Source organism: Variovorax sp. P4_B10 (genome assembly GCF_056402375.1).
Genome location: NZ_JBFUHN010000070.1, coordinates 20,179 through 36,418 on the forward strand (window position 1 = coordinate 20,179; position 16,240 = coordinate 36,418).

Annotated in this window: 23 protein-coding genes, 1 tRNA gene and 1 pseudogene; 15 read left to right on the top strand and 10 right to left on the bottom strand. The window is 65.0% G+C overall.

Going from position 1 to position 16,240, the window contains the following annotated elements:
• Positions 1-3 precede the first annotated feature (3 nt).
• The 4 genes from dapE to AC1DXX_RS25895 all read left to right on the top strand — a co-directional run bounded on the left by dapE (position 4) and on the right by AC1DXX_RS25895 (position 4,696).
• Positions 4-1,179, top strand: coding sequence for a succinyl-diaminopimelate desuccinylase (gene dapE, locus AC1DXX_RS25880; protein ID WP_478137076.1), 1,176 nt, complete (start codon positions 4-6; stop codon positions 1,177-1,179).
• Positions 1,176-2,057, top strand: coding sequence for a 50S ribosomal protein L3 N(5)-glutamine methyltransferase (gene prmB / locus AC1DXX_RS25885; protein WP_478137077.1), 882 nt, complete (start codon positions 1,176-1,178; stop codon positions 2,055-2,057). Before dapE ends, prmB begins: the two co-directional genes overlap by 4 nt.
• Positions 2,058-2,199: 142 nt before the next feature.
• Positions 2,200-4,167 carry an ABC-F family ATP-binding cassette domain-containing protein gene (locus AC1DXX_RS25890; RefSeq protein ID WP_478137078.1) on the top strand — a complete coding sequence of 656 codons (1,968 nt, stop codon included), beginning with the start codon at positions 2,200-2,202 and terminating at the stop codon, positions 4,165-4,167.
• A 25-nt stretch (positions 4,168-4,192) separates the two neighbouring features.
• Complete coding sequence (locus AC1DXX_RS25895) at positions 4,193-4,696, top strand: hypothetical protein (protein ID WP_478137079.1); 504 nt, start codon at positions 4,193-4,195, stop codon at positions 4,694-4,696.
• Here the strand turns inward: AC1DXX_RS25895 and AC1DXX_RS25900 are convergent.
• A complete protein-coding gene (locus AC1DXX_RS25900; protein WP_478137080.1) occupies positions 4,647-4,880 on the bottom strand; it encodes a hypothetical protein in 234 nt (77 codons plus the stop codon). The genes AC1DXX_RS25895 and AC1DXX_RS25900 overlap by 50 nt on opposite strands.
• Positions 4,881-4,886: 6 nt before the next feature.
• Positions 4,887-5,120, bottom strand: coding sequence for a helix-turn-helix domain-containing protein (locus AC1DXX_RS25905; protein WP_478137081.1), 234 nt, complete (start codon positions 5,118-5,120; stop codon positions 4,887-4,889).
• 56 nt (positions 5,121-5,176) lie between these two features.
• Here AC1DXX_RS25905 and AC1DXX_RS25910 point away from each other — a divergent pair, with 56 nt between their 5' ends.
• The 6 genes from AC1DXX_RS25910 to AC1DXX_RS25935 all read left to right on the top strand — a co-directional run bounded on the left by AC1DXX_RS25910 (position 5,177) and on the right by AC1DXX_RS25935 (position 8,544).
• The gene (locus AC1DXX_RS25910; protein ID WP_478137082.1) at positions 5,177-5,908 is read left to right on the top strand and encodes a helix-turn-helix domain-containing protein; all 732 of its coding nucleotides are present in this window, start codon (positions 5,177-5,179) and stop codon (positions 5,906-5,908) included.
• 235 nt (positions 5,909-6,143) lie between these two features.
• Positions 6,144-6,587 carry an SRPBCC family protein gene (locus AC1DXX_RS25915; protein ID WP_478137083.1) on the top strand — a complete coding sequence of 148 codons (444 nt, stop codon included), beginning with the start codon at positions 6,144-6,146 and terminating at the stop codon, positions 6,585-6,587.
• Positions 6,588-6,822: 235 nt separating this feature from the next.
• On the top strand, positions 6,823-7,260 hold the full coding sequence (locus AC1DXX_RS25920) for a CBS domain-containing protein (protein ID WP_478137084.1): 438 nt from the start codon (positions 6,823-6,825) through the stop codon (positions 7,258-7,260).
• Between the two features lie 19 nt (positions 7,261-7,279).
• Positions 7,280-7,435, top strand: a complete 156-nt coding sequence (locus AC1DXX_RS25925; RefSeq protein WP_478137085.1) for a hypothetical protein — start codon at positions 7,280-7,282, stop codon at positions 7,433-7,435.
• A gap of 63 nt (positions 7,436-7,498) precedes the next feature.
• Positions 7,499-7,930: a DUF1810 domain-containing protein gene (locus AC1DXX_RS25930; protein WP_478137086.1), complete on the top strand. Its 432-nt coding sequence runs from the start codon at positions 7,499-7,501 to the stop codon at positions 7,928-7,930.
• A 185-nt stretch (positions 7,931-8,115) separates the two neighbouring features.
• On the top strand, positions 8,116-8,544 hold the full coding sequence (locus tag AC1DXX_RS25935; protein WP_478137087.1) for a low affinity iron permease family protein: 429 nt from the start codon (positions 8,116-8,118) through the stop codon (positions 8,542-8,544).
• Between the two features lie 44 nt (positions 8,545-8,588).
• Here the strand turns inward: AC1DXX_RS25935 and AC1DXX_RS25940 are convergent, their stop codons facing one another.
• The gene (locus AC1DXX_RS25940; protein ID WP_478137088.1) at positions 8,589-9,572 is read right to left on the bottom strand and encodes a JmjC domain-containing protein; all 984 of its coding nucleotides are present in this window, start codon (positions 9,570-9,572) and stop codon (positions 8,589-8,591) included.
• A gap of 250 nt (positions 9,573-9,822) precedes the next feature.
• Positions 9,823-10,158, bottom strand: coding sequence for a hypothetical protein (locus AC1DXX_RS25945; protein WP_478137089.1), 336 nt, complete (start codon positions 10,156-10,158; stop codon positions 9,823-9,825).
• Positions 10,159-10,408: 250 nt separating this feature from the next.
• On the opposite strand from AC1DXX_RS25945, the gene AC1DXX_RS25950 reads away from it, so the two are divergent.
• Entirely contained in the window at positions 10,409-10,720 is a 312-nt protein-coding gene (locus tag AC1DXX_RS25950) for a hypothetical protein (RefSeq protein ID WP_478137090.1), read from the top strand.
• 20 nt (positions 10,721-10,740) lie between these two features.
• The gene (locus AC1DXX_RS25955) at positions 10,741-11,115 is read left to right on the top strand and encodes a hypothetical protein (RefSeq protein ID WP_478137091.1); all 375 of its coding nucleotides are present in this window, start codon (positions 10,741-10,743) and stop codon (positions 11,113-11,115) included.
• Between the two features lie 78 nt (positions 11,116-11,193).
• On the opposite strand, the gene AC1DXX_RS25960 is transcribed toward AC1DXX_RS25955, so the two are convergent.
• The gene (locus AC1DXX_RS25960; protein WP_478137092.1) at positions 11,194-11,691 is read right to left on the bottom strand and encodes a ferritin-like domain-containing protein; all 498 of its coding nucleotides are present in this window, start codon (positions 11,689-11,691) and stop codon (positions 11,194-11,196) included.
• A gap of 358 nt (positions 11,692-12,049) precedes the next feature.
• On the opposite strand from AC1DXX_RS25960, the gene AC1DXX_RS25965 reads away from it, so the two are divergent.
• The 3 genes from AC1DXX_RS25965 to AC1DXX_RS25975 all read left to right on the top strand — a co-directional run bounded on the left by AC1DXX_RS25965 (position 12,050) and on the right by AC1DXX_RS25975 (position 13,394).
• Entirely contained in the window at positions 12,050-12,214 is a 165-nt protein-coding gene (locus tag AC1DXX_RS25965) for a DUF1328 domain-containing protein (RefSeq protein WP_478137093.1), read from the top strand.
• Between the two features lie 210 nt (positions 12,215-12,424).
• Positions 12,425-13,000: a ferritin-like domain-containing protein gene (locus AC1DXX_RS25970; RefSeq protein WP_478137094.1), complete on the top strand. Its 576-nt coding sequence runs from the start codon at positions 12,425-12,427 to the stop codon at positions 12,998-13,000.
• Positions 13,001-13,079: 79 nt separating this feature from the next.
• Positions 13,080-13,394 carry a BON domain-containing protein gene (locus tag AC1DXX_RS25975; RefSeq protein WP_478137095.1) on the top strand — a complete coding sequence of 105 codons (315 nt, stop codon included), beginning with the start codon at positions 13,080-13,082 and terminating at the stop codon, positions 13,392-13,394.
• 139 nt (positions 13,395-13,533) lie between these two features.
• Here AC1DXX_RS25975 and AC1DXX_RS25980 read toward each other — a convergent pair.
• From AC1DXX_RS25980 to AC1DXX_RS26000, 5 genes and pseudogenes are all read right to left on the bottom strand, one after another.
• A tRNA-Lys gene (locus AC1DXX_RS25980) sits at positions 13,534-13,609 on the bottom strand.
• Positions 13,610-13,668: 59 nt separating this feature from the next.
• The gene (locus AC1DXX_RS25985; protein WP_478137099.1) at positions 13,669-14,499 is read right to left on the bottom strand and encodes a tRNA threonylcarbamoyladenosine dehydratase; all 831 of its coding nucleotides are present in this window, start codon (positions 14,497-14,499) and stop codon (positions 13,669-13,671) included.
• 28 nt (positions 14,500-14,527) lie between these two features.
• Positions 14,528-15,277: a tol-pal system protein YbgF gene (ybgF, locus tag AC1DXX_RS25990; protein WP_478137096.1), complete on the bottom strand. Its 750-nt coding sequence runs from the start codon at positions 15,275-15,277 to the stop codon at positions 14,528-14,530.
• On the bottom strand, positions 15,277-15,792 hold the full coding sequence (gene pal / locus AC1DXX_RS25995; protein WP_478137097.1) for a peptidoglycan-associated lipoprotein Pal: 516 nt from the start codon (positions 15,790-15,792) through the stop codon (positions 15,277-15,279). Before pal ends, ybgF begins: the two co-directional genes overlap by 1 nt.
• A 25-nt stretch (positions 15,793-15,817) precedes the next feature.
• Positions 15,818-16,240: pseudogene (locus AC1DXX_RS26000) on the bottom strand (Tol-Pal system beta propeller repeat protein TolB); the annotation flags it as partial.

The following is a 16,240-nucleotide window of genomic DNA, read 5'->3' on the forward strand; positions in this document are numbered from 1 at the left end:
CCGATGTCCCGTACGCTCCAGCTCGCCGAACAACTCATCTCGCGCCCCTCCGTCACCCCCGACGATGCGGGCTGCCAACAGATCCTCGGCGAACGGCTGGTGCAACTGGGCTTCGCGCTCGAGACCATCGAGAGCGGCCCCGCAGACTTTCGCGTGACCAACCTGTGGGCGGTGCGCCGCCCGGCCAACGCCGCGGCGAGCAAGACGCTGGTGTTTGCCGGCCACACCGACGTGGTGCCCACCGGCCCCGTCGAGCAATGGACCAGCCACCCGTTCACGCCCACGCACCGCGGCGGCAAGCTCTATGGCCGCGGCGCCTGCGACATGAAGACCTCGGTCGCCGCCTTCGTCGTGTCCATCGAGGAATTCCTGCAGGCCACGCCCGACCCGAAGCTCACGCTGGCCCTGCTGCTCACCAGCGATGAAGAAGGCCCTGCCGTCGATGGCACCGTTGTCGTCTGCAACACGCTGGCCGCGCGTGGCGAGGTGCTCGACTACTGCATCGTCGGCGAGCCCACGGCGGTGGAGCGCTGCGGCGACATGATCAAGAACGGCCGCCGCGGCACCATGAGCGGCAAGCTCACGGTCCAGGGCGTGCAGGGCCACATCGCCTACCCGCACCTCGCGAAGAACCCGGTGCACGCGGTGGCGCCCGCGCTGGCCGAGCTGGTGGCCCTCAACACGGCCGGCGGCTGGGATGCGGGCAACGCCTGGTTCCAGCCCACGAGCTGGCAGATCAGCAATTTCCACGCGGGCACCGGCGCGAGCAACGTGATTCCGGGCAATGCGGTGATCGACTTCAACTTCCGCTTCTCGACCGAGTCGACGCCCGAATCGCTGCAGCAGCGCGTGCACGCCGTGCTCGATGCCCATGGCGTCGACTACACGCTCGCCTGGACCATTGGCGGCCTGCCCTTCCTGACCACGCCCGGCGAGCTCGTCACGGCGGTGCAGGCGGCGATTGCCGATGAAACCGGCATCGCCACCGAGCTCTCGACCAGCGGCGGCACCAGCGATGCGCGCTTCATCGCCAAGATCTGCAAGCAGGTGGTCGAGCTCGGCCCGGTCAACGCCAGCATCCACAAGATCGACGAGCACATCGACGTCGCCGAGATCGAGACGCTGAAGAACATCTACAGGCGCACGCTGGACCGGCTCGAAGCCTCGCTCGCCCGATGAGCACGGTCATCGAACTGATCGAAGCCAGCGCCAAGCGGCTGGAAGAGGCCGGTGTCGCCTTCGGCCACGGTACCGTCAACGCCTTCGACGAAGCCGCCTGGCTGGTGCTCTGGCGCCTGAAGCTGCCGCTGGACGACCTCGATGCGGTGGCCGACACCGCCGTCTCTCCGGCCGATGCCGGCAAGGTGGCCGCGCTGCTCGACGAACGCATCGCCACGCGCAAGCCTGCCGCCTACCTCACCAAAGAGGCGTGGCTGCAAGGCGTGCCCTTCTACGTGGACGAGCGCGCCATCGTGCCGCGCAGCTTCATTGCCGAGCTGATCGCCGATGGCAGCATCGACTACTGGCTCGGCGAGCACACGCAGCGCGTGCTCGACCTGTGCACCGGCAACGGCAGCCTGGCCGTCATCGCGGCCCTGACCTACCCGGACGTGACGGTGGACGCCGCCGACCTGTCTGCCGAGGCCCTCGAAGTGGCCGCGATCAACGTCACCCGCCATGAACTCGACGCGCGCGTCACGCTGATCCAATCCGATGGCCTGGCCAACGTGCCCGGCCCGTACGACCTGGTGCTGTGCAACCCGCCCTACGTGAACAGCGCCAGCATGGCCGCCCTGCCCGCCGAATACCTTGCAGAACCCGAACTGGCGCTCGCAGGCGGTGCCGACGGCATGGATTTCATCCGCCAGTTGTTCGCCGACGCGCCCTCGCGCATGAGCGACCAGGCAGTGCTGGTGCTGGAAATCGGCAACGAGCGCGATTATTTCGAGGCCGCGTTTCCGCAGCTCGAGGTGGTGTGGCTCGAAACCTCCGCGGGCGAGGACCAGGTCTTGCTCGTGACCCGGACCGCCTTGCTGGCCGGCGCCGGCACGCGTTAGCTGCGCCCGCCCAAGCCCCTTTCAGCCGCTTTGTCGCAGCCCCGGCTGCGGCCTCCTCTTTATCGGGTGATGTCCCCATTTGCCCCTTCGCGCCAGGCCGCCCGGGGCTGGACGGGATAATCGCCCCTACGGTTCCTATTTCATGATTACTCTCAAAAACGTCATTCTTCGCCGCAGCGCCAAGAAACTGCTCGACGGCGCCACCGTCACCATCAACCCCGGTGAAAAGGTCGGCCTCGTCGGGCGCAACGGCGCCGGCAAGTCGACGCTGTTCGCGCTCTTCAACGGCTCGCTGCACGAAGACGGCGGCGACTTCTACGTGCCCAAGCAATGGCGCATGGCGCAGGTCGCGCAGGACATGCCCGAAACCGAGGACTCGGCCACCGACTTCGTGGTCGGCGGCGACACCCGGCTGGCCGAGTTGCGCGCCACGCTGGCGGCCATCGAGGCCGCCTACGCCGAGAACCCCGACGACGCCGACATCGGCATGGAGCTGGCCCACGCCTACACCGATCTCGCCGATGCCGGCGAGCACGATGCCGTGCCGCGCGCGCAGGCGCTGATCCTCGGGCTGGGCTTCAAGTCGCACGAGCTCGACGGCCCCGTCAACAGCTTCTCGGGCGGCTGGCGCATGCGCCTGCAGTTGGCCCGCGCGCTGATGTGCCCGAGCGACCTGCTGCTGCTCGACGAACCCACCAACCACCTGGACCTGGACGCCCTGGTCTGGCTCGAAGCCTGGCTGCAGAAGTACGCCGGCACCATGATCGTCATCAGCCACGACCGCGAGTTCCTCGACGCCGTGACCGACGTCACCCTGCACATCGCCAATGCCCAGCTCACGCGCTACGGCGGCAACTACAGCAAGTTCGAAGAGATGCGCGCGCTGCAGATGGAGCAGCAGCAGGTCGCCTTCTCCAAGCAGCAGGACAAGATCGCCCACCTGCAGAAGTTCATCGACCGCTTCAAGGCCAAGGCCAGCAAGGCCAAGCAGGCGCAGAGCCGCGTGAAGGCGCTGGAGCGCATGGAAAAGGTCGCGCCGCTGCTGGCCGAGGCCGACTTCACCTTCGAGTTCAAGGAGCCGGGCAACATCCCGAACCCGATGCTCTCGATCGCCAACGCGAGCTTCGGCTACGAGATCGAGGACGCCGAGCCCAAGACCATCCTGCGCGGCGTGAGCCGCTCGGTGCTGGCGGGCCAGCGCATCGGCATCCTGGGCGCCAACGGCCAGGGCAAGTCGACGCTGGTGAAGACCATTGCACGCGAAATGGGCGCGCTGGCCGGCGAAGTCACCGAGGGCAAGGGCCTCAACATCGGCTACTTCGCGCAGCAGGAACTCGACGTGCTGCGCCCGCAGGACAACCCGCTCGAACACATGGTGCGCATGGCCCGCGAGCTGGGCAGCGCCGTCAAGGAAAGCACCGGCGAGCAGGCGCTGCGCGGCTTCCTCGGCAGCTTCAACTTCAGCGGCGACATGGTGAAGCAGCCCGTGGGCACCATGAGCGGCGGCGAAAAAGCCCGCCTTGTGCTCGCGATGATGGTCTGGCAGCGCCCCAACCTGCTGCTGCTGGACGAGCCCACCAACCACCTGGACCTCGCCACCCGCGAGGCCCTGGCCGTGGCGCTCAACGAGTTCGAAGGCACGCTGATGCTGGTGAGCCACGACCGTGCGCTGCTGCGCTCGGTGTGCGACGAGTTCTGGCTCGTGGGCCGCGGCGTCGTCACCGACTTCGACGGCGACCTCGACGACTACCAGCGCTACCTGCTCGACGAAGCCAAGCGGCTGCGCGAAGAGGCCAAGATCGCGGTGCGCGAAGCGGAGAGCGCGATGGCGGCGGCAGCGGCAACCCCGGCGAAGGCAAGCGGAGCCCAGGACCGCCAGCAGCGCAGCGACCAGGCCAAGCCGATCAAGCGCGAGATCGCCCAGATCGACGAACGCCTGGCCGCAGCCGGCACCGAGCGTGCCGCGCTCGAGGCGCGCCTGGCACAACCGCTCCCGCCGGCCGAGATTGCCGATGCCGGCAAGCGGCTGAAATCACTCAACGACGAAATCGGCCGGCTCGAAGAGCGCTGGCTGGCCCTCTCGGACCAGCTGGAGGCCCTCGCGGCCTAGGCCGACAAAGGGAAGGGGCACCGCCATGCCATCTGCCATCGAACTGGCCCGGGGCGACGAAAAGCTGATCGCGGCCATCCGCCGCAGCCGGCGCCTGATCGGCCGCAAGGCCCTGATGGCAGCGGCCGCCAGTGCCGTGCCCCTGCCCGGCATCGACTGGGCGGCCGATGCCGCCCTGCTCTCGCGGCTGGTGCCGCAGATCAGCGCCGAGTTCGGGCTCTCGGTCACCCAGGTCGAGCGGCTCGCGCCCTACCAGCGCGAGCGCATCCAGAAGGCCGCGACCACGGTGGGCGCACTGCTGGTCGGCCGGCTCGTCACCCGCGACCTGCTGATCAGGCTTGCCAAGCACGCCGGCGTACGCCTGACCGCCAAGCAAGCCACCAAGTACGTCCCCATTGCCGGCCAGATCGTGTCCGCCATGCTGGGCTACGCAGCCCTTCGTGCACTGGGCGAGCAGCACATCAAGGACTGCGTGCGCGTCAGCGCTGCACTCGCTCTAGCGCCTCCCGCAGCGCACGTGCACGCCTGAGCGCGGCATCGTCGAACAATGTCACGGCCAGTTGCGCCGCGCCGATCAGTCCGAAAAACGCGATGCCGGCGATGGCGTGGTCGCCGGCCAGCGCCCCGTAGAAAAGCGCCGCTGCAGACAGCAGCGCCAGCAGCACGCAAAGCGCGCGGTCGAGCCACAGGCCCGACGATGATGGCCTGCGCACAGACGATCAGTCGTTGTGGCCGGGCGAGCGGCTGCAGGGCGGCGCCGGCTGGATCGCCTCCTCTCTCACCCGTTGCTCGTRGGCGGCCAGCAGCGCGACGTAGTGGCGCGACATCACATCGCCCACCCGTCCCAGGCCGATCTTGCTGATCGTCGGCTGCGGAATTCCGGTTCGTTCCTGGATCTGCTTTTGCGTCAGCCCCATGGCTCTCAGCGCCAGCACCAACTCGCGTGGTTTCATGGCAGTTACTCCCTTTTTTTAATATTTTAGAGTCCAAAAGGAATATTCATCTGCGCTTGAATCTCCACTCCATGGAGACTATTGCCAAGCGCGCGCTCGCCGCCCGTAAATTCGCCAAGATGACCCAGAAGCAGGCCGAGGCCGCTTCCGGCGTCAAGCAGTCGAGCATCTCGAAAATCGAACGTGGGGACACCAGCCGCACCCTGAGCCTGCTTGCTCTGGCGCGCGTCTATCGCGCCGATCCCAATTGGCTCGACACCGGCGACGGCCCGGCGCCGTGGGACCCCGTGCAGATCCGCCCGGCGCGCAACAACGCGAACGAGCCCCCGGCGCCCTACAGGGTCACACGCACGCCGCCGGCGGGGCCCTCGTTCGAGCCCCAGACGCCCGACACCGTGCCCTTGATCACATGGACGCAGGCCGCGGTCTGGAACAACGCCGCGCGGCAGCAGATCGAGGCCGACCGCTGGCTTCCCTGCATCGCCCACCACAACCCCGACAGCACCTACGCATTGCGCGTGCGCGGCGACAGCATGACCGCGCCCAGCGGCCACATGAAAAGCTACCCCGCGGAATCGATCGTCTTCGTCGATACGCAACAGGCGACGCCCACGGATGGCCAGCGCATCATCGCCCGGCTCACCGACAGCGGCGAAGTCACTTTCAAGGTCTTCAAGGAAGAGGATGGCCGCCGCTGGCTGCTGCCGCTCAACCCCAAGCACGAGCCGATCCGCATCGCCTTCACCGTGCTCGGCATCGTCATCGGGAAGTGGGAAGACGAGGACTGAGCACGCAGGTCAGGTTGTGTGCAGGTTCGAGACGCATAGTCGGGGCTCTCCCGTGGCCTGCACCTCTCTGATCCTCCCTCCTCCAGCAGGTCACCTTCCAGCCCGCCTTGTGCGGGCTGTTTTTTTGGGGCGTCGCGCGGTGTAGGCTGCAGCGCACGCCCGAACGGGCGCCGAGGCGATTGGCGGGTTCGGCGGACGCGCCCAGAGTCTGGAAAGCGCTTCCAGGAGTATTTCCATGAACGAGCCCACCGCCCAGGTTTCGCAGACCGTCGACGCTTCGCCGGCCGAGGTCTGGAACGCATTGACCACGCCGGCGAAGCTCAAGCAGTTCTTCTTCGGTGCGGATGTCGAGAGCAACTGGAAGGTCGGCGAGCCTGTCCGCATGAGGGGCGAGTACAACGGGAAAAGCTACGAGGACAAGGGCGAGATCCTCGTGGCCGAGTCAGGCCGTCGGCTCGCTTTTTCACACTGGAGTGCGATGTCGGGCGCGCCGGATGTTCCGGAGAACTATCACGTCGTGACCTTCGACCTGACTCCCAGGGGCCAGGGCACCGAGGTCACGTTGACGCAGTCCAATCTCCTCGGCGACGCCAAGCCATCGGACGTCGAGCACAAGGCCGACTACGAGAAGAACTGGCGCATGGTGCTCACCGGGTTGGCCAAGCTCCTTGCGGCGTGATGCACGAGACCACCGCGACGCGTCGCCGCGACCCGGTCCTTTTTGGGTTCGCCCTTCCCCTCGAGGCGCCGTCAGGCGGGCGGTGCGGCGTCTCGCCAGCAAATTCCCACTCCGACGCGGTGCAAGGCCTGACAACGATGGCGTGTCCGCGCGCTAGTGTGGTCCGACGATGCGCCGATTCGTCATCGTGGGCACGGAGCCCGCGAGATCGGATGCCACTCGAAAGGAGTTCCCCGTGACCAACGTGAATGAGCTGATGACCCGAGGCGTCCGCACGGTCTCGCCCAGCGACACGCTGCGCAAGGCGGCGCAGACCATGGACGAAATGAACGTGGGCATGTTGCYCGTATGCGATGGCGAGCGCCTGGTGGGTGTCGTCACCGACCGCGACATCGCCGTACGCGGCGTGGCGAAGAAACTGCCGCCGACCAGCACGCATCTGGACGCCATCATGAGCGGCGAGGTTCGCTGGTGTTTCGACGACACCTCCGTCGAAGAAGCACTGCACACGATGGGCGAACTGCAGATCCGTCGCCTGCCGGTGGTCGACCGGCAACATCGCCTGGTGGGAATTCTGTCGCTGGGTGACGTCGCCGTCAGGGGCGAGACTTCGGAAACCAGCGAGCCGCTCGCACAAATCTCGGCGCCGGCGCAACCACGGCGCGCAAAGTGAAATTGCCAGGGAGCTTTCGATGATCCGCAAACTCGCATCCGGGGAATACCGCCTCTACGCCCGCAAGGTGGACGCCAAAACAGGCAGGCGCCGCAACCTCGGCACCTTCGGCTCGAGAGAAGAGGCGCAGCAGCACGAGCGCGAAGTCCAGTACTTCAAGCGCCGCCAGCACTGACGGCTCGGACGAGGCGGGCACGGCCCTGTGCGACACGCTGCGCGAGTCTTGAAGGACGCGAACATGCATGCACCGCCCGATTGGAATCTCGAGCGCTTCGTGACGGCGCAGAACCCCGTGTATGCGGACGTCTGCGCGGAACTCGCCGCGGGACGAAAGCGCACGCACTGGATGTGGTTCGTCTTTCCGCAACTGAAGGCGCTGGGCCGCAGTTCGACCGCAAGATTCTTCGGACTCGACGGCGCGGCCGAGGCGGCGGCGTACTGGCAGCACCCCGTGCTCGGCGAACGGCTGCGCGCGTGCGCCCGGATGGTGCTCGACGTGCCCGGCACCGATGCCCACCGGTTCTTCGGTTCACCGGATGACCTGAAACTGTGCTCCTGCATGACACTGTTCGAGATCGCGGCGCCCGGGGAGCCGGTATTCGGTGAGGTGCTGGAGCGGTATTTCAACGGCGTCCGAGACGGCGCGACGGTCGCGCTCGTGCAAGGCTGAGATGCACGCCTCGCGAGCGGTTGCGATGCGCCGCGCGGGGTTCAGCCCAGTGCGCTTGGCCGCGGGTGCGGCGGCGCAGTCGGCCGACAGCACCATGGGAATCGCGATGTCGTGCGAGACGGCATTGGCTGACGTATTCGGACACGCCACGGTGCCAGCATCGCCCCGGATTGGAGGACAAGCTCATGGAACGACTCTTTGATTCCTTCGCCAACACCGTCGCACGCATTGCTGGCAGCCCGGCTGCCTTCCTGCTCTGCGTGGCCGTGGTCGTAGTCTGGGCGGCTGCTGGGCCGTTCTTCGGCTTTTCCGAAACGTGGCAGCTCGTGATCAACACGGGCACCACCATCGTCACGTTCCTGATGGTTTTCTTGATTCAGAACACCCAGAACCGCGATGGTGTCGCCTTGCAAACCAAGCTGGACGAACTGATCCGTTCCTCCGACGCGGAGGATGACTTCATGGGCATCGAGAAGMTCACGGACAAGGAATTGATCGCGCTGCACGAGCGCTGCGAGGCCGCCGCGAAGAAAAGCCAGGCGACGCTGGAGAAAGCCCGGGCCGAACGCAAACGCCGTGGCCACCACAACTACCGCGCGGACCACGCCACGTGAGCGGAGCGGGTGAAGGGAAACGGCTCCGGCCGCGAGGCCGTTTTTCAGTAGGAGCCCGGCGGCGGCGTGTGTTTGAAGCGTCGCCCCGAGGTCATGCTGATGAGCCGGGCGCGCGCGGTGCCGAGCCGGGCGCGCCCGGCGCCAACCAAGCCGCCGACGGCCGATTTGACTGCGTCCGCGGTGGGCGACTCCCTCGGATACGAGGGTGACAGGCCGCACTTGCGCATCAGCCGGTTCACCTGATGAATGCGGGCCACCTCGCGCGTGACAGCGGTGTAGAAGGTCACCCCGATCGAGATCGACAGGCGATCGCCGGGGGCGGCCCGATCAGCCTTGGATCTCGTCATGTGGGGCGAGGTGCTCGGGAAGTAGATGGCATCCCCCGGCTGCGCATCGAACTCCAGCCCGCGCGGCAAGAACGCTTCATCGAAGCGCACTTTCCCGAGCGACTGCGTGACGATGTAATCCTCCACGGCGTCGGCCGACACGATGGTGCGATCGCGGTGATCCCAGACGTTGAGGATCTTGTGCCCATGCAACTGCAGCCAGAAGTTGTTCTCGCGATCGATGTGAAAGGGTGTGACGGAAGGCGGCGCAGAGAAGAAGACGAATCCGTTCACCCTGAAGATGTCCGGTTGCTCGCGCTCGACCAAGGAGCGCATCGAGTTCACCACCGACATCAGCAGGGCTTGATAGCGGGGGATGACTTCGATGTTGTAGAAGGCAGCCGAGGACCCCGGCTCCTCCATGCGCTGGAAGAATTCCTCGACGCTGCGCCCATCATGAGGCCGGCTGTCGTGCGCAAGCGCGGACGCGACCGTCCTCTTCGGGTTCATGAACCTGCATTGCTCCAGCTTCGAGAGTTCCATYCCGAGCTTCACGAGTTCGGGCACCTGAAACAGGGGATGCTCGTGAAAGTTGTGATGCATCGGCGTGATCCTCTGGGTAGAGAAGCCGTCAGGATCGTCCGTCCACACCCGATACGTCGTTTCCGAAGTCCCGACGGAATTCATGTTGGTCACGCGCATCGCATCCTCCGGATCATTTTTTGGGCTCCTGCCCCTGAAACGAGGTTCGGGCGGAGCCCGCAAACAAAAGTAATACTTTTAAATTCAATGCTGGATTGCATTCCTGACTTCTACCTGACAATGAAAGGCTCATCGGTGAAAGTCCCTATAGGCAACGAAGAGGTAGTTGGGGCGGATCGCGGCCGTTGGGCCGGCATGTGCCCGCCGCACCCGGACCCGATCGCGCAGCCGTGCGCATCGCCAGCCACCATCACGCCGAGCGTGCTTCGGAGATCTCGCTGGACACGCCCATATGTTTGAACTCGCCGATGAGCTCTGCGTTGGCGTGGCCTCTCCGCCTGTGATTCATCGTATTTGGYGCGCCCATGCGACCCAAGCCGTCCGCCGGACCGCCCCCGGCAAACCATCGAAAGATGTGGGAACGGTAGTCGCTGGTTGTCCTCATGTGCAGAAAACCTGACGCCGCGACGCCCTGATCGTCGACCGGAATGCCGGCAGCACGGAGTGCTGCTAGTTCTGCATCGTGGGTGATCTCGAATGGCAGCTTCAAGGTCACCGTCGCCATGTGATAGTTGGCTTTGCCCATCTAAGTTTCCCTCTGCGCTTTTCAGTGCGCCAGTACATCCCAAGGTTTCGCCGCGCGCAATACTGCTTTTGTAGGAGGCGCTTTGTCATGGGTGGCAGGGGGCGGAAGCGGGGCAATTGTCTCCCCGGAGAAGGTGCGCACCGCTCATGTGCGCATGCGGCGCAATTTCTACAGTGACTTCATGGCGAAACGCTTTGTTCCAAGACGGGTAACAAGCGGCGCCAGTTGACCACCTCACTGGAGAACGCACATGGCACTGCGCGACCTGCCACCGGGCAATTCCTTCAACAACCTGCTGCTTGAACACGCAGGCATGTCGTCCAAGGAGTTCGCTGTCATCAGTGCGCTCGTGGTGTCTTTGTATTTGCCTCTGCTGCTTGCTGTGTTGTTCATGACGTACTCGTTCCACCCGAGCGCGGCCGTTGCCGCGGGATCTGGCCTTCTCGGAACTGAATGCCCGAGCCCGAGCGCGTTTCGCTATGCGCGGGACGATGCCATCCGGCATGCACATCGGAAAATCGCCGACGATGTCGAGTGCCGGACGGAACTACAAGGGCCGTAACGAATTCGCAGGAGACAGACATGCTCACCACCGATCAAAAAGAAGCAATCCTTCGCGGGGCGGGTGTCGCCACACCAGCCTTTCCCTCTCCCGGCGTTCTCTGGCGGCAGCAACGGCAACACGATGCCGTACCAGGCAGCAGGACGAACCCTCAAGCTGGCATGGATCCGGGCACGGCCGCCAAGCAATGGGCCGACGCCATCAACACGCTCTTCGTCGCGTATTCGGCCGCCCGTGCCGCCCGGAGCCTGCGCAAGGCCGAAGAAGCCCGGCAACTCGGCGTTCTGCGCCAGCTGCAGTGCCACGCAAGAGCAGATACTGAAACCGGGAACGCCGCGGCATCTGGCGCAAGGAAGGCCCGAAGACCGCGGCGCAGAAGCCACGCAATGGGGTGATYGACCACGGCGCGCAACGCGGGACGAAAGCGCACGCACTGGATGTGGTTCGTCTTTCCGCACCTGAAGGCGCTGGGTTCAGCCCTTGGCGCTGCGAAATTGGTCCCGCAGCGCCTTGATCTCATCGTGGTTGCGCTGGGCGCCGTCGGCTTGGCGCTGCACCAATGCGCGCACCTCGGTCGGGAGGTTTTGCTTGAGCGCCTTGCGGTAGCGCGCGACCGCCGAATCCTCGCCGCGCTCGCATTCCTCGAGCATCGACAGCGGGCTGTTGGCGCCGACCGAGCCCTTCACGTGCACCCAGCCGCGGTGCATCGCACCGCTGACGGAGCCACCCTCGTCGGGTTTGCCGCCGAGCTGGCGGATGAGCCCGGCGAGCTCGGACGCCGCACTGGCGCACTGCGACGCGCGGCTCTGGAACACCTGCTTGAGTTGCGCCGAGTCCACCTCTTCCGCGCACGCGCGGAAGCCGTATTCGCCGTCGTGCGAGTTCTCCAGAAGATCGTTCAGAACATCGACCACCTYGTCGTTCGACATCAAGTCTGCGGTGGCGGACGTTGCATTGGTATCGCTGGCCATGAGTTGCTCCATGAAGGGCCGGTCGCCGCGGCGCCGGCGGGGTTGAGAAAGGAAGCTGCAATGAGCCTTCATGGTCGACATGGCGCGGCACGCACCCTGTCGTCTCGACGCGATGACGTGTGTAAGCCTTGTCCGAGGGAGGCGCCTCCGGCTGACAGTGCCGCGGGAATTGCGATGCCGCGCGAGCAGTTCATGGTTTCAATGGGTTGCGGTATTGGCAGTCTTCGCCCGCAGAAATTGTGGGAGATGTCCGATCTCCCCCATCGTGCCTCGCCCACGACAAATTGCGGCCAGGGATGAGCACGCCGACCTGGCGTCTTGTCGATGCTGGGCAATCAGCTTTCGAGGAGATTGCAACATGCTCTATTACGCCGCTGTGTTCTTCGTGATCGCATTGATTGCCGCGATCCTCGGGTTTGGCGGAATCGCGGCAGGCGCCGCGGGCATCGCCAAAATACTTTTCCTCGTATTCCTGGTTCTGGCTGTGGTCAGCCTTATTTTTGGGCGAGGGAGAGGGAGGTGAAAACGCCGCTCGAACCGTCTTGTCTGCGCCCCCCGTGGTCACCATGCACCAACGTCCTACAGGCGCGGGTGCATTGCACCGGTCCACCGGCTGCAGCGCATTTCCTAGGGTGGAAATTCGCAATGCGGATTGACCAACACCACCTGGATGAAGCCGCTGCGGGCAAATAGCACTGCCTTCTTGCAATCCATGCAATCAATAGGAGCCATCATGACCCTCAAGAACGACAAAGTCCGAGCGCTGCCAGCGGCCGGCGCGCCGAATGACCGGCGCCTTGAACTGGACCCGAACTCGCTGGCTCTGGCCAAACGCTCGCTCGATCTGGGCGCGGTGACGCCCAGCTACGGACCGTGGCGCGAGGACATCATCCGCCTGCTCAACGACGCGCTGGCGACCGAGTTGGTCTGCGTGCTGCGCTACAAGCGCCACCACTACACCGCGCGAGGCCTGGCCTCACCGAAGATTGCCGAGGAGTTCATGGTCCATGCACAGGAGGAGACCGCGCACTCCGAGTTGCTGGCGCAACGCATCGTGCAGCTCGGCGGCGAGCCGGACTTTGCGCCGGACGCGTTGTCGAAGCGCAGCCATGCCGACTACGACGAATCGACCGACCTGAAAGCCATGATTCGTTCGAACCTGGTGGCCGAGCGGATCGCGATCGAGGCCTACAGCCAGATGATCGCGCTGATCGGTGACAAGGACTCGACCACGCGCCGCGTGCTGGAAGGCATCCTGAGCCAGGAGCAGAAGCATGCCGAAGAACTCAAGGACTGGATCACCGGGTAGGTACAGGTCCTGTCCGATGCTGCCCATCGATGGTGGGGATGATCACCACCGAAACCTGTAACCCTGAAGGAGAACCACCATGCATTTACGCAACACACTCGCCAGCATCGTCACCGTCGTAACGATCGCCACGATTTCGGGTTGTGCGGTGACCCGCGGTCAGGAGTCCGTCGGCGCCTATGTGGACGACGCCGCCATCACCACCACCGTGAAGGCCCGTTTCGTGGAGAACAAGCAGGTCGACGCGGGCGCGATCAAGGTCGAGACGCTCAACGGCACCGTGATGCTCTCCGGCTTTGCCCGCAACCCCGAGGAGCAACAGGCCGCCGAACGCCTGGCCGCGAACGTGAAAGGCGTGAAGGGCGTGCGAAATGGGATCGTCGTGCGTCCCTGATCGACGACGCGGTTCCTTCTAGGGTCAGAGATCGGTGGAATCCAACAACCCCACCACGGATCGTGACGTAGATCGTGACAAGGGCGTCGAACAAAGAAAAAGGGTTAGCAGGCACTTGCCGGCTAACCCTCGAATTTGTTGGTAGGACGTACTGGATTCGAACCAGTGACCAACGGATTAAAAGTCCGCTGCTCTACCAACTGAGCTAACGTCCCGGAACCATTTTCTTTTTCGTTTTCACTCTTGCCGGCATCGAATCCAGCAAAGCCAAAGATTATAGCGTGGCGTTGCTCGCGATTTTGTCGAGCACCCAACCTGCAGCACATTGACCGAAGGTGGCGGTGACGCTCACCACCGAACCATAGCCGTGACAGTTGAGCGAGCCGTCGCCTTCGATCGCGCAGGAGGCATCGGGCGGTGCCACGCTCTCGCGGCTGAAGACGCAGGTGACGCCGATCTTGCGGCCTTCGCGCGGTGCACCATGGTCCTTGCGGAGACGCTGGCGAAGCTGCGCAAGCAACGGGTCGTGCGTGACGAGCGAAAGATCGTCGATGTCGACCTTGTGCGCCTGCCGCTTTCCACCTGCCGCACCGACCGTGATGAAGGCCGCGCGCGATGCGCGCGCCCATGCGGCCATGGTGAGCTTGGCCTTCACCTGGTCGCAGGCATCGATGACGGCCGTTGCCGGGCCGTTCGCAGCCTGCGCCGCATCGAGCAACGCCGTCCAGTTGCCGGGCTCCACGAACTCATCGAGCGCGAGCACCTGGCAGTCGGGGTTGATCTGCGCGATGCGGTCGCGCATGGCTTCGACCTTGGCCTGTCCCACGGTCGTGTCGAGCGCGTGGATCTGGCGGTTGATGTTCGACTCAGACACATGGTCGAGATCGACCAGCGTCAATCGCCCCACCCCGCTGCGCGCCAATGCCTCGACGGCCCACGAGCCCACGCCGCCGATGCCGGCAACGAGCACATGGGCGTTGCGGATGCGCTCGGCACCGGCCACACCGTAGAGCCGTTCGAGGCCGCCGAAGCGACGCGCAAAGTCAGGCGCCGCGGTGTCGGTGACGACATCCGCGGCGGCTGTTGCAAACGCTGCAGGGGTGATGGCGCTCAAGCGGAGGGCTCCGCCGGCACTAGCGCAGGCGCGAGAGACGCTCGCGGCCGGCCTGTGCGGCTTCGGACTGCGGATAGGCCTTGGTCAGGTCTTCCAGCGTGCGGCGTGCCGCGCGCGTGTCCTTCAACTCGATCTGGCAGTTCGCGATCGACAGCACGGCCTCGGGGGCCTTGGCGTGATCGGGCGCGAGCGAGAGCATCGAGCGGAAGTTCGCGATGGCCTCGTTGTAGTTGCGCGTGGCGTACTGCGCATTGCCGAGCCAGAACAGCGCCGAGGCGTTGTAGCCGCTTTGCGGGTAGCGCTTGATGAACTCGGCAAAGGCCGTTTGCGACTGCGCGAACTGGCCCGAGCGGAACACGCCGAGCGCCGCATCGAAGTCGGCCTTTTCCTTGGGATCGGCGGTGAACTCGCGGCCGTCGACCGTCACCTTGGACGGCTCGCTCTGCTTGAGCTTGTCGTCGATGGTGCTCTGGCGCGACTGCATGTCGCTCAACGTGCGCGTGAGCTGCTCGTTCTGGCCGGTCATGCGCGCGAGGTCGCCCCGCATCTGCTCGATCTGGTTCTGCAGGTCGAGCAGGCTGCGGCGCAGCTGGCCGTTTTCGTCGGTCAGCCGCTGATCGGTTTGCTGGCGCATGGCCTCGACACGCTGCCGCAGGTCGAGGATGGCGCGGCGAGCCTCGTCATCCTCGAACAGTGCGGCTTGCGACCCCATCGAGACGCAAAGCAAGGCGGCAGCCAGCGCCGCGCCCCGCAGGAGAGCGCGTGACATCACCGGGTGTATCTGATTTCAGCGCGGCGGTTCTGAGCCCACGCCTCTTCGCCCGAACCCTGGACGGCCGGCTTTTCCTTGCCGAAGCTCACGGCTTCGATCTGGTTGTCGCTCACGCCCAGCAGGGTCAGCGCACGGCGGACGGCTTCGGCACGCTTCTGGCCCAGTGCCAGGTTGTATTCGCGGCCGCCACGTTCGTCGGTGTGGCCTTCGATCGAGATGCGGCGCTGCGTAGCGCCCTTGAGGAAACGGGCATGGCCGTCGATGATCGACTGGAACTCGGGCTTGACCGTGTAGCTGTCGTAGTCGAAGTACACGATGCGTGCCACGCCAACCGGGCCTTGTGCCGTGCCCGCATTCGGATCGGCGTTGACCGGGGTCACGGTGCTGGCACCGCCCTGCTGGCCTGCGCTGCCGCTGCGGTCGGCCACCGGCGTGTCGTTGAGCTTCGTGCCCGACGAGCAACCAGCGATGAGAGCCACGATGGCCAGCGAATAAATTGTGCGTTTCAACATTACGAACTCCTCAAATAAACCTTGGTCATTGCTTTTGAAACGGACCCCAGTCCGGTTCTCTGATGTCTCCCGCCTGTCCCGCGAGCCGTGCCTTTATTTTTCCGTCGAGCGTGGTCGTCATGAGCGCTTCGCGGCCTTGCAGGTGCGTTGCGTAGACGATCAGCTTGCTGTTGGGGGCGAAACTCGGACTCTCGTCGGCGGTGGTGTCGGTGATGGACGCAACATTGCCGGTCGCCAACTCCATCACCTGGAGTTTGAAGGCACCGCCCACGCGCGAGATGTAGGCCAACCACCGGCCGTCGCCGCTGACAGATGGAGAAATGTTGTAGGTGCCGCTGAAGGTGACCCGGGTCGGGTTGCCGCCGCTGGCGCTCATCTTGTAGATCTGCGGCGCACCGCCGCGGTCGCTCACGAAGTAGATCGTGCCGCCGTCGGCAGAGTACACGGG

Excerpts from the sequence above, each read along its gene's own strand:
- dapE (WP_478137076.1), top strand. The coding sequence starts at position 4 with ATGTCCCGTACGCTCCAGCTCGCCGAACAACTCATCTCGCGCCCCTCC.
- prmB (WP_478137077.1), top strand. The coding sequence starts at position 1,176 with ATGAGCACGGTCATCGAACTGATCGAAGCCAGCGCCAAGCGGCTGGAA.
- AC1DXX_RS25890 (WP_478137078.1), top strand. The coding sequence starts at position 2,200 with ATGATTACTCTCAAAAACGTCATTCTTCGCCGCAGCGCCAAGAAACTG.
- AC1DXX_RS25895 (WP_478137079.1), top strand. The coding sequence starts at position 4,193 with ATGCCATCTGCCATCGAACTGGCCCGGGGCGACGAAAAGCTGATCGCG.
- AC1DXX_RS25915 (WP_478137083.1), top strand. The coding sequence starts at position 6,144 with ATGAACGAGCCCACCGCCCAGGTTTCGCAGACCGTCGACGCTTCGCCG.
- AC1DXX_RS25925 (WP_478137085.1), top strand. The coding sequence starts at position 7,280 with ATGATCCGCAAACTCGCATCCGGGGAATACCGCCTCTACGCCCGCAAG.
- AC1DXX_RS25930 (WP_478137086.1), top strand. The coding sequence starts at position 7,499 with ATGCATGCACCGCCCGATTGGAATCTCGAGCGCTTCGTGACGGCGCAG.
- AC1DXX_RS25950 (WP_478137090.1), top strand. The coding sequence starts at position 10,409 with ATGGCACTGCGCGACCTGCCACCGGGCAATTCCTTCAACAACCTGCTG.
- AC1DXX_RS25955 (WP_478137091.1), top strand. The coding sequence starts at position 10,741 with ATGCTCACCACCGATCAAAAAGAAGCAATCCTTCGCGGGGCGGGTGTC.
- AC1DXX_RS25965 (WP_478137093.1), top strand. The coding sequence starts at position 12,050 with ATGCTCTATTACGCCGCTGTGTTCTTCGTGATCGCATTGATTGCCGCG.
- AC1DXX_RS25970 (WP_478137094.1), top strand. The coding sequence starts at position 12,425 with ATGACCCTCAAGAACGACAAAGTCCGAGCGCTGCCAGCGGCCGGCGCG.
- AC1DXX_RS25975 (WP_478137095.1), top strand. The coding sequence starts at position 13,080 with ATGCATTTACGCAACACACTCGCCAGCATCGTCACCGTCGTAACGATC.
- ybgF (WP_478137096.1), bottom strand. The coding sequence starts at position 15,277 with ATGTCACGCGCTCTCCTGCGGGGCGCGGCGCTGGCTGCCGCCTTGCTT.
- pal (WP_478137097.1), bottom strand. The coding sequence starts at position 15,792 with ATGTTGAAACGCACAATTTATTCGCTGGCCATCGTGGCTCTCATCGCT.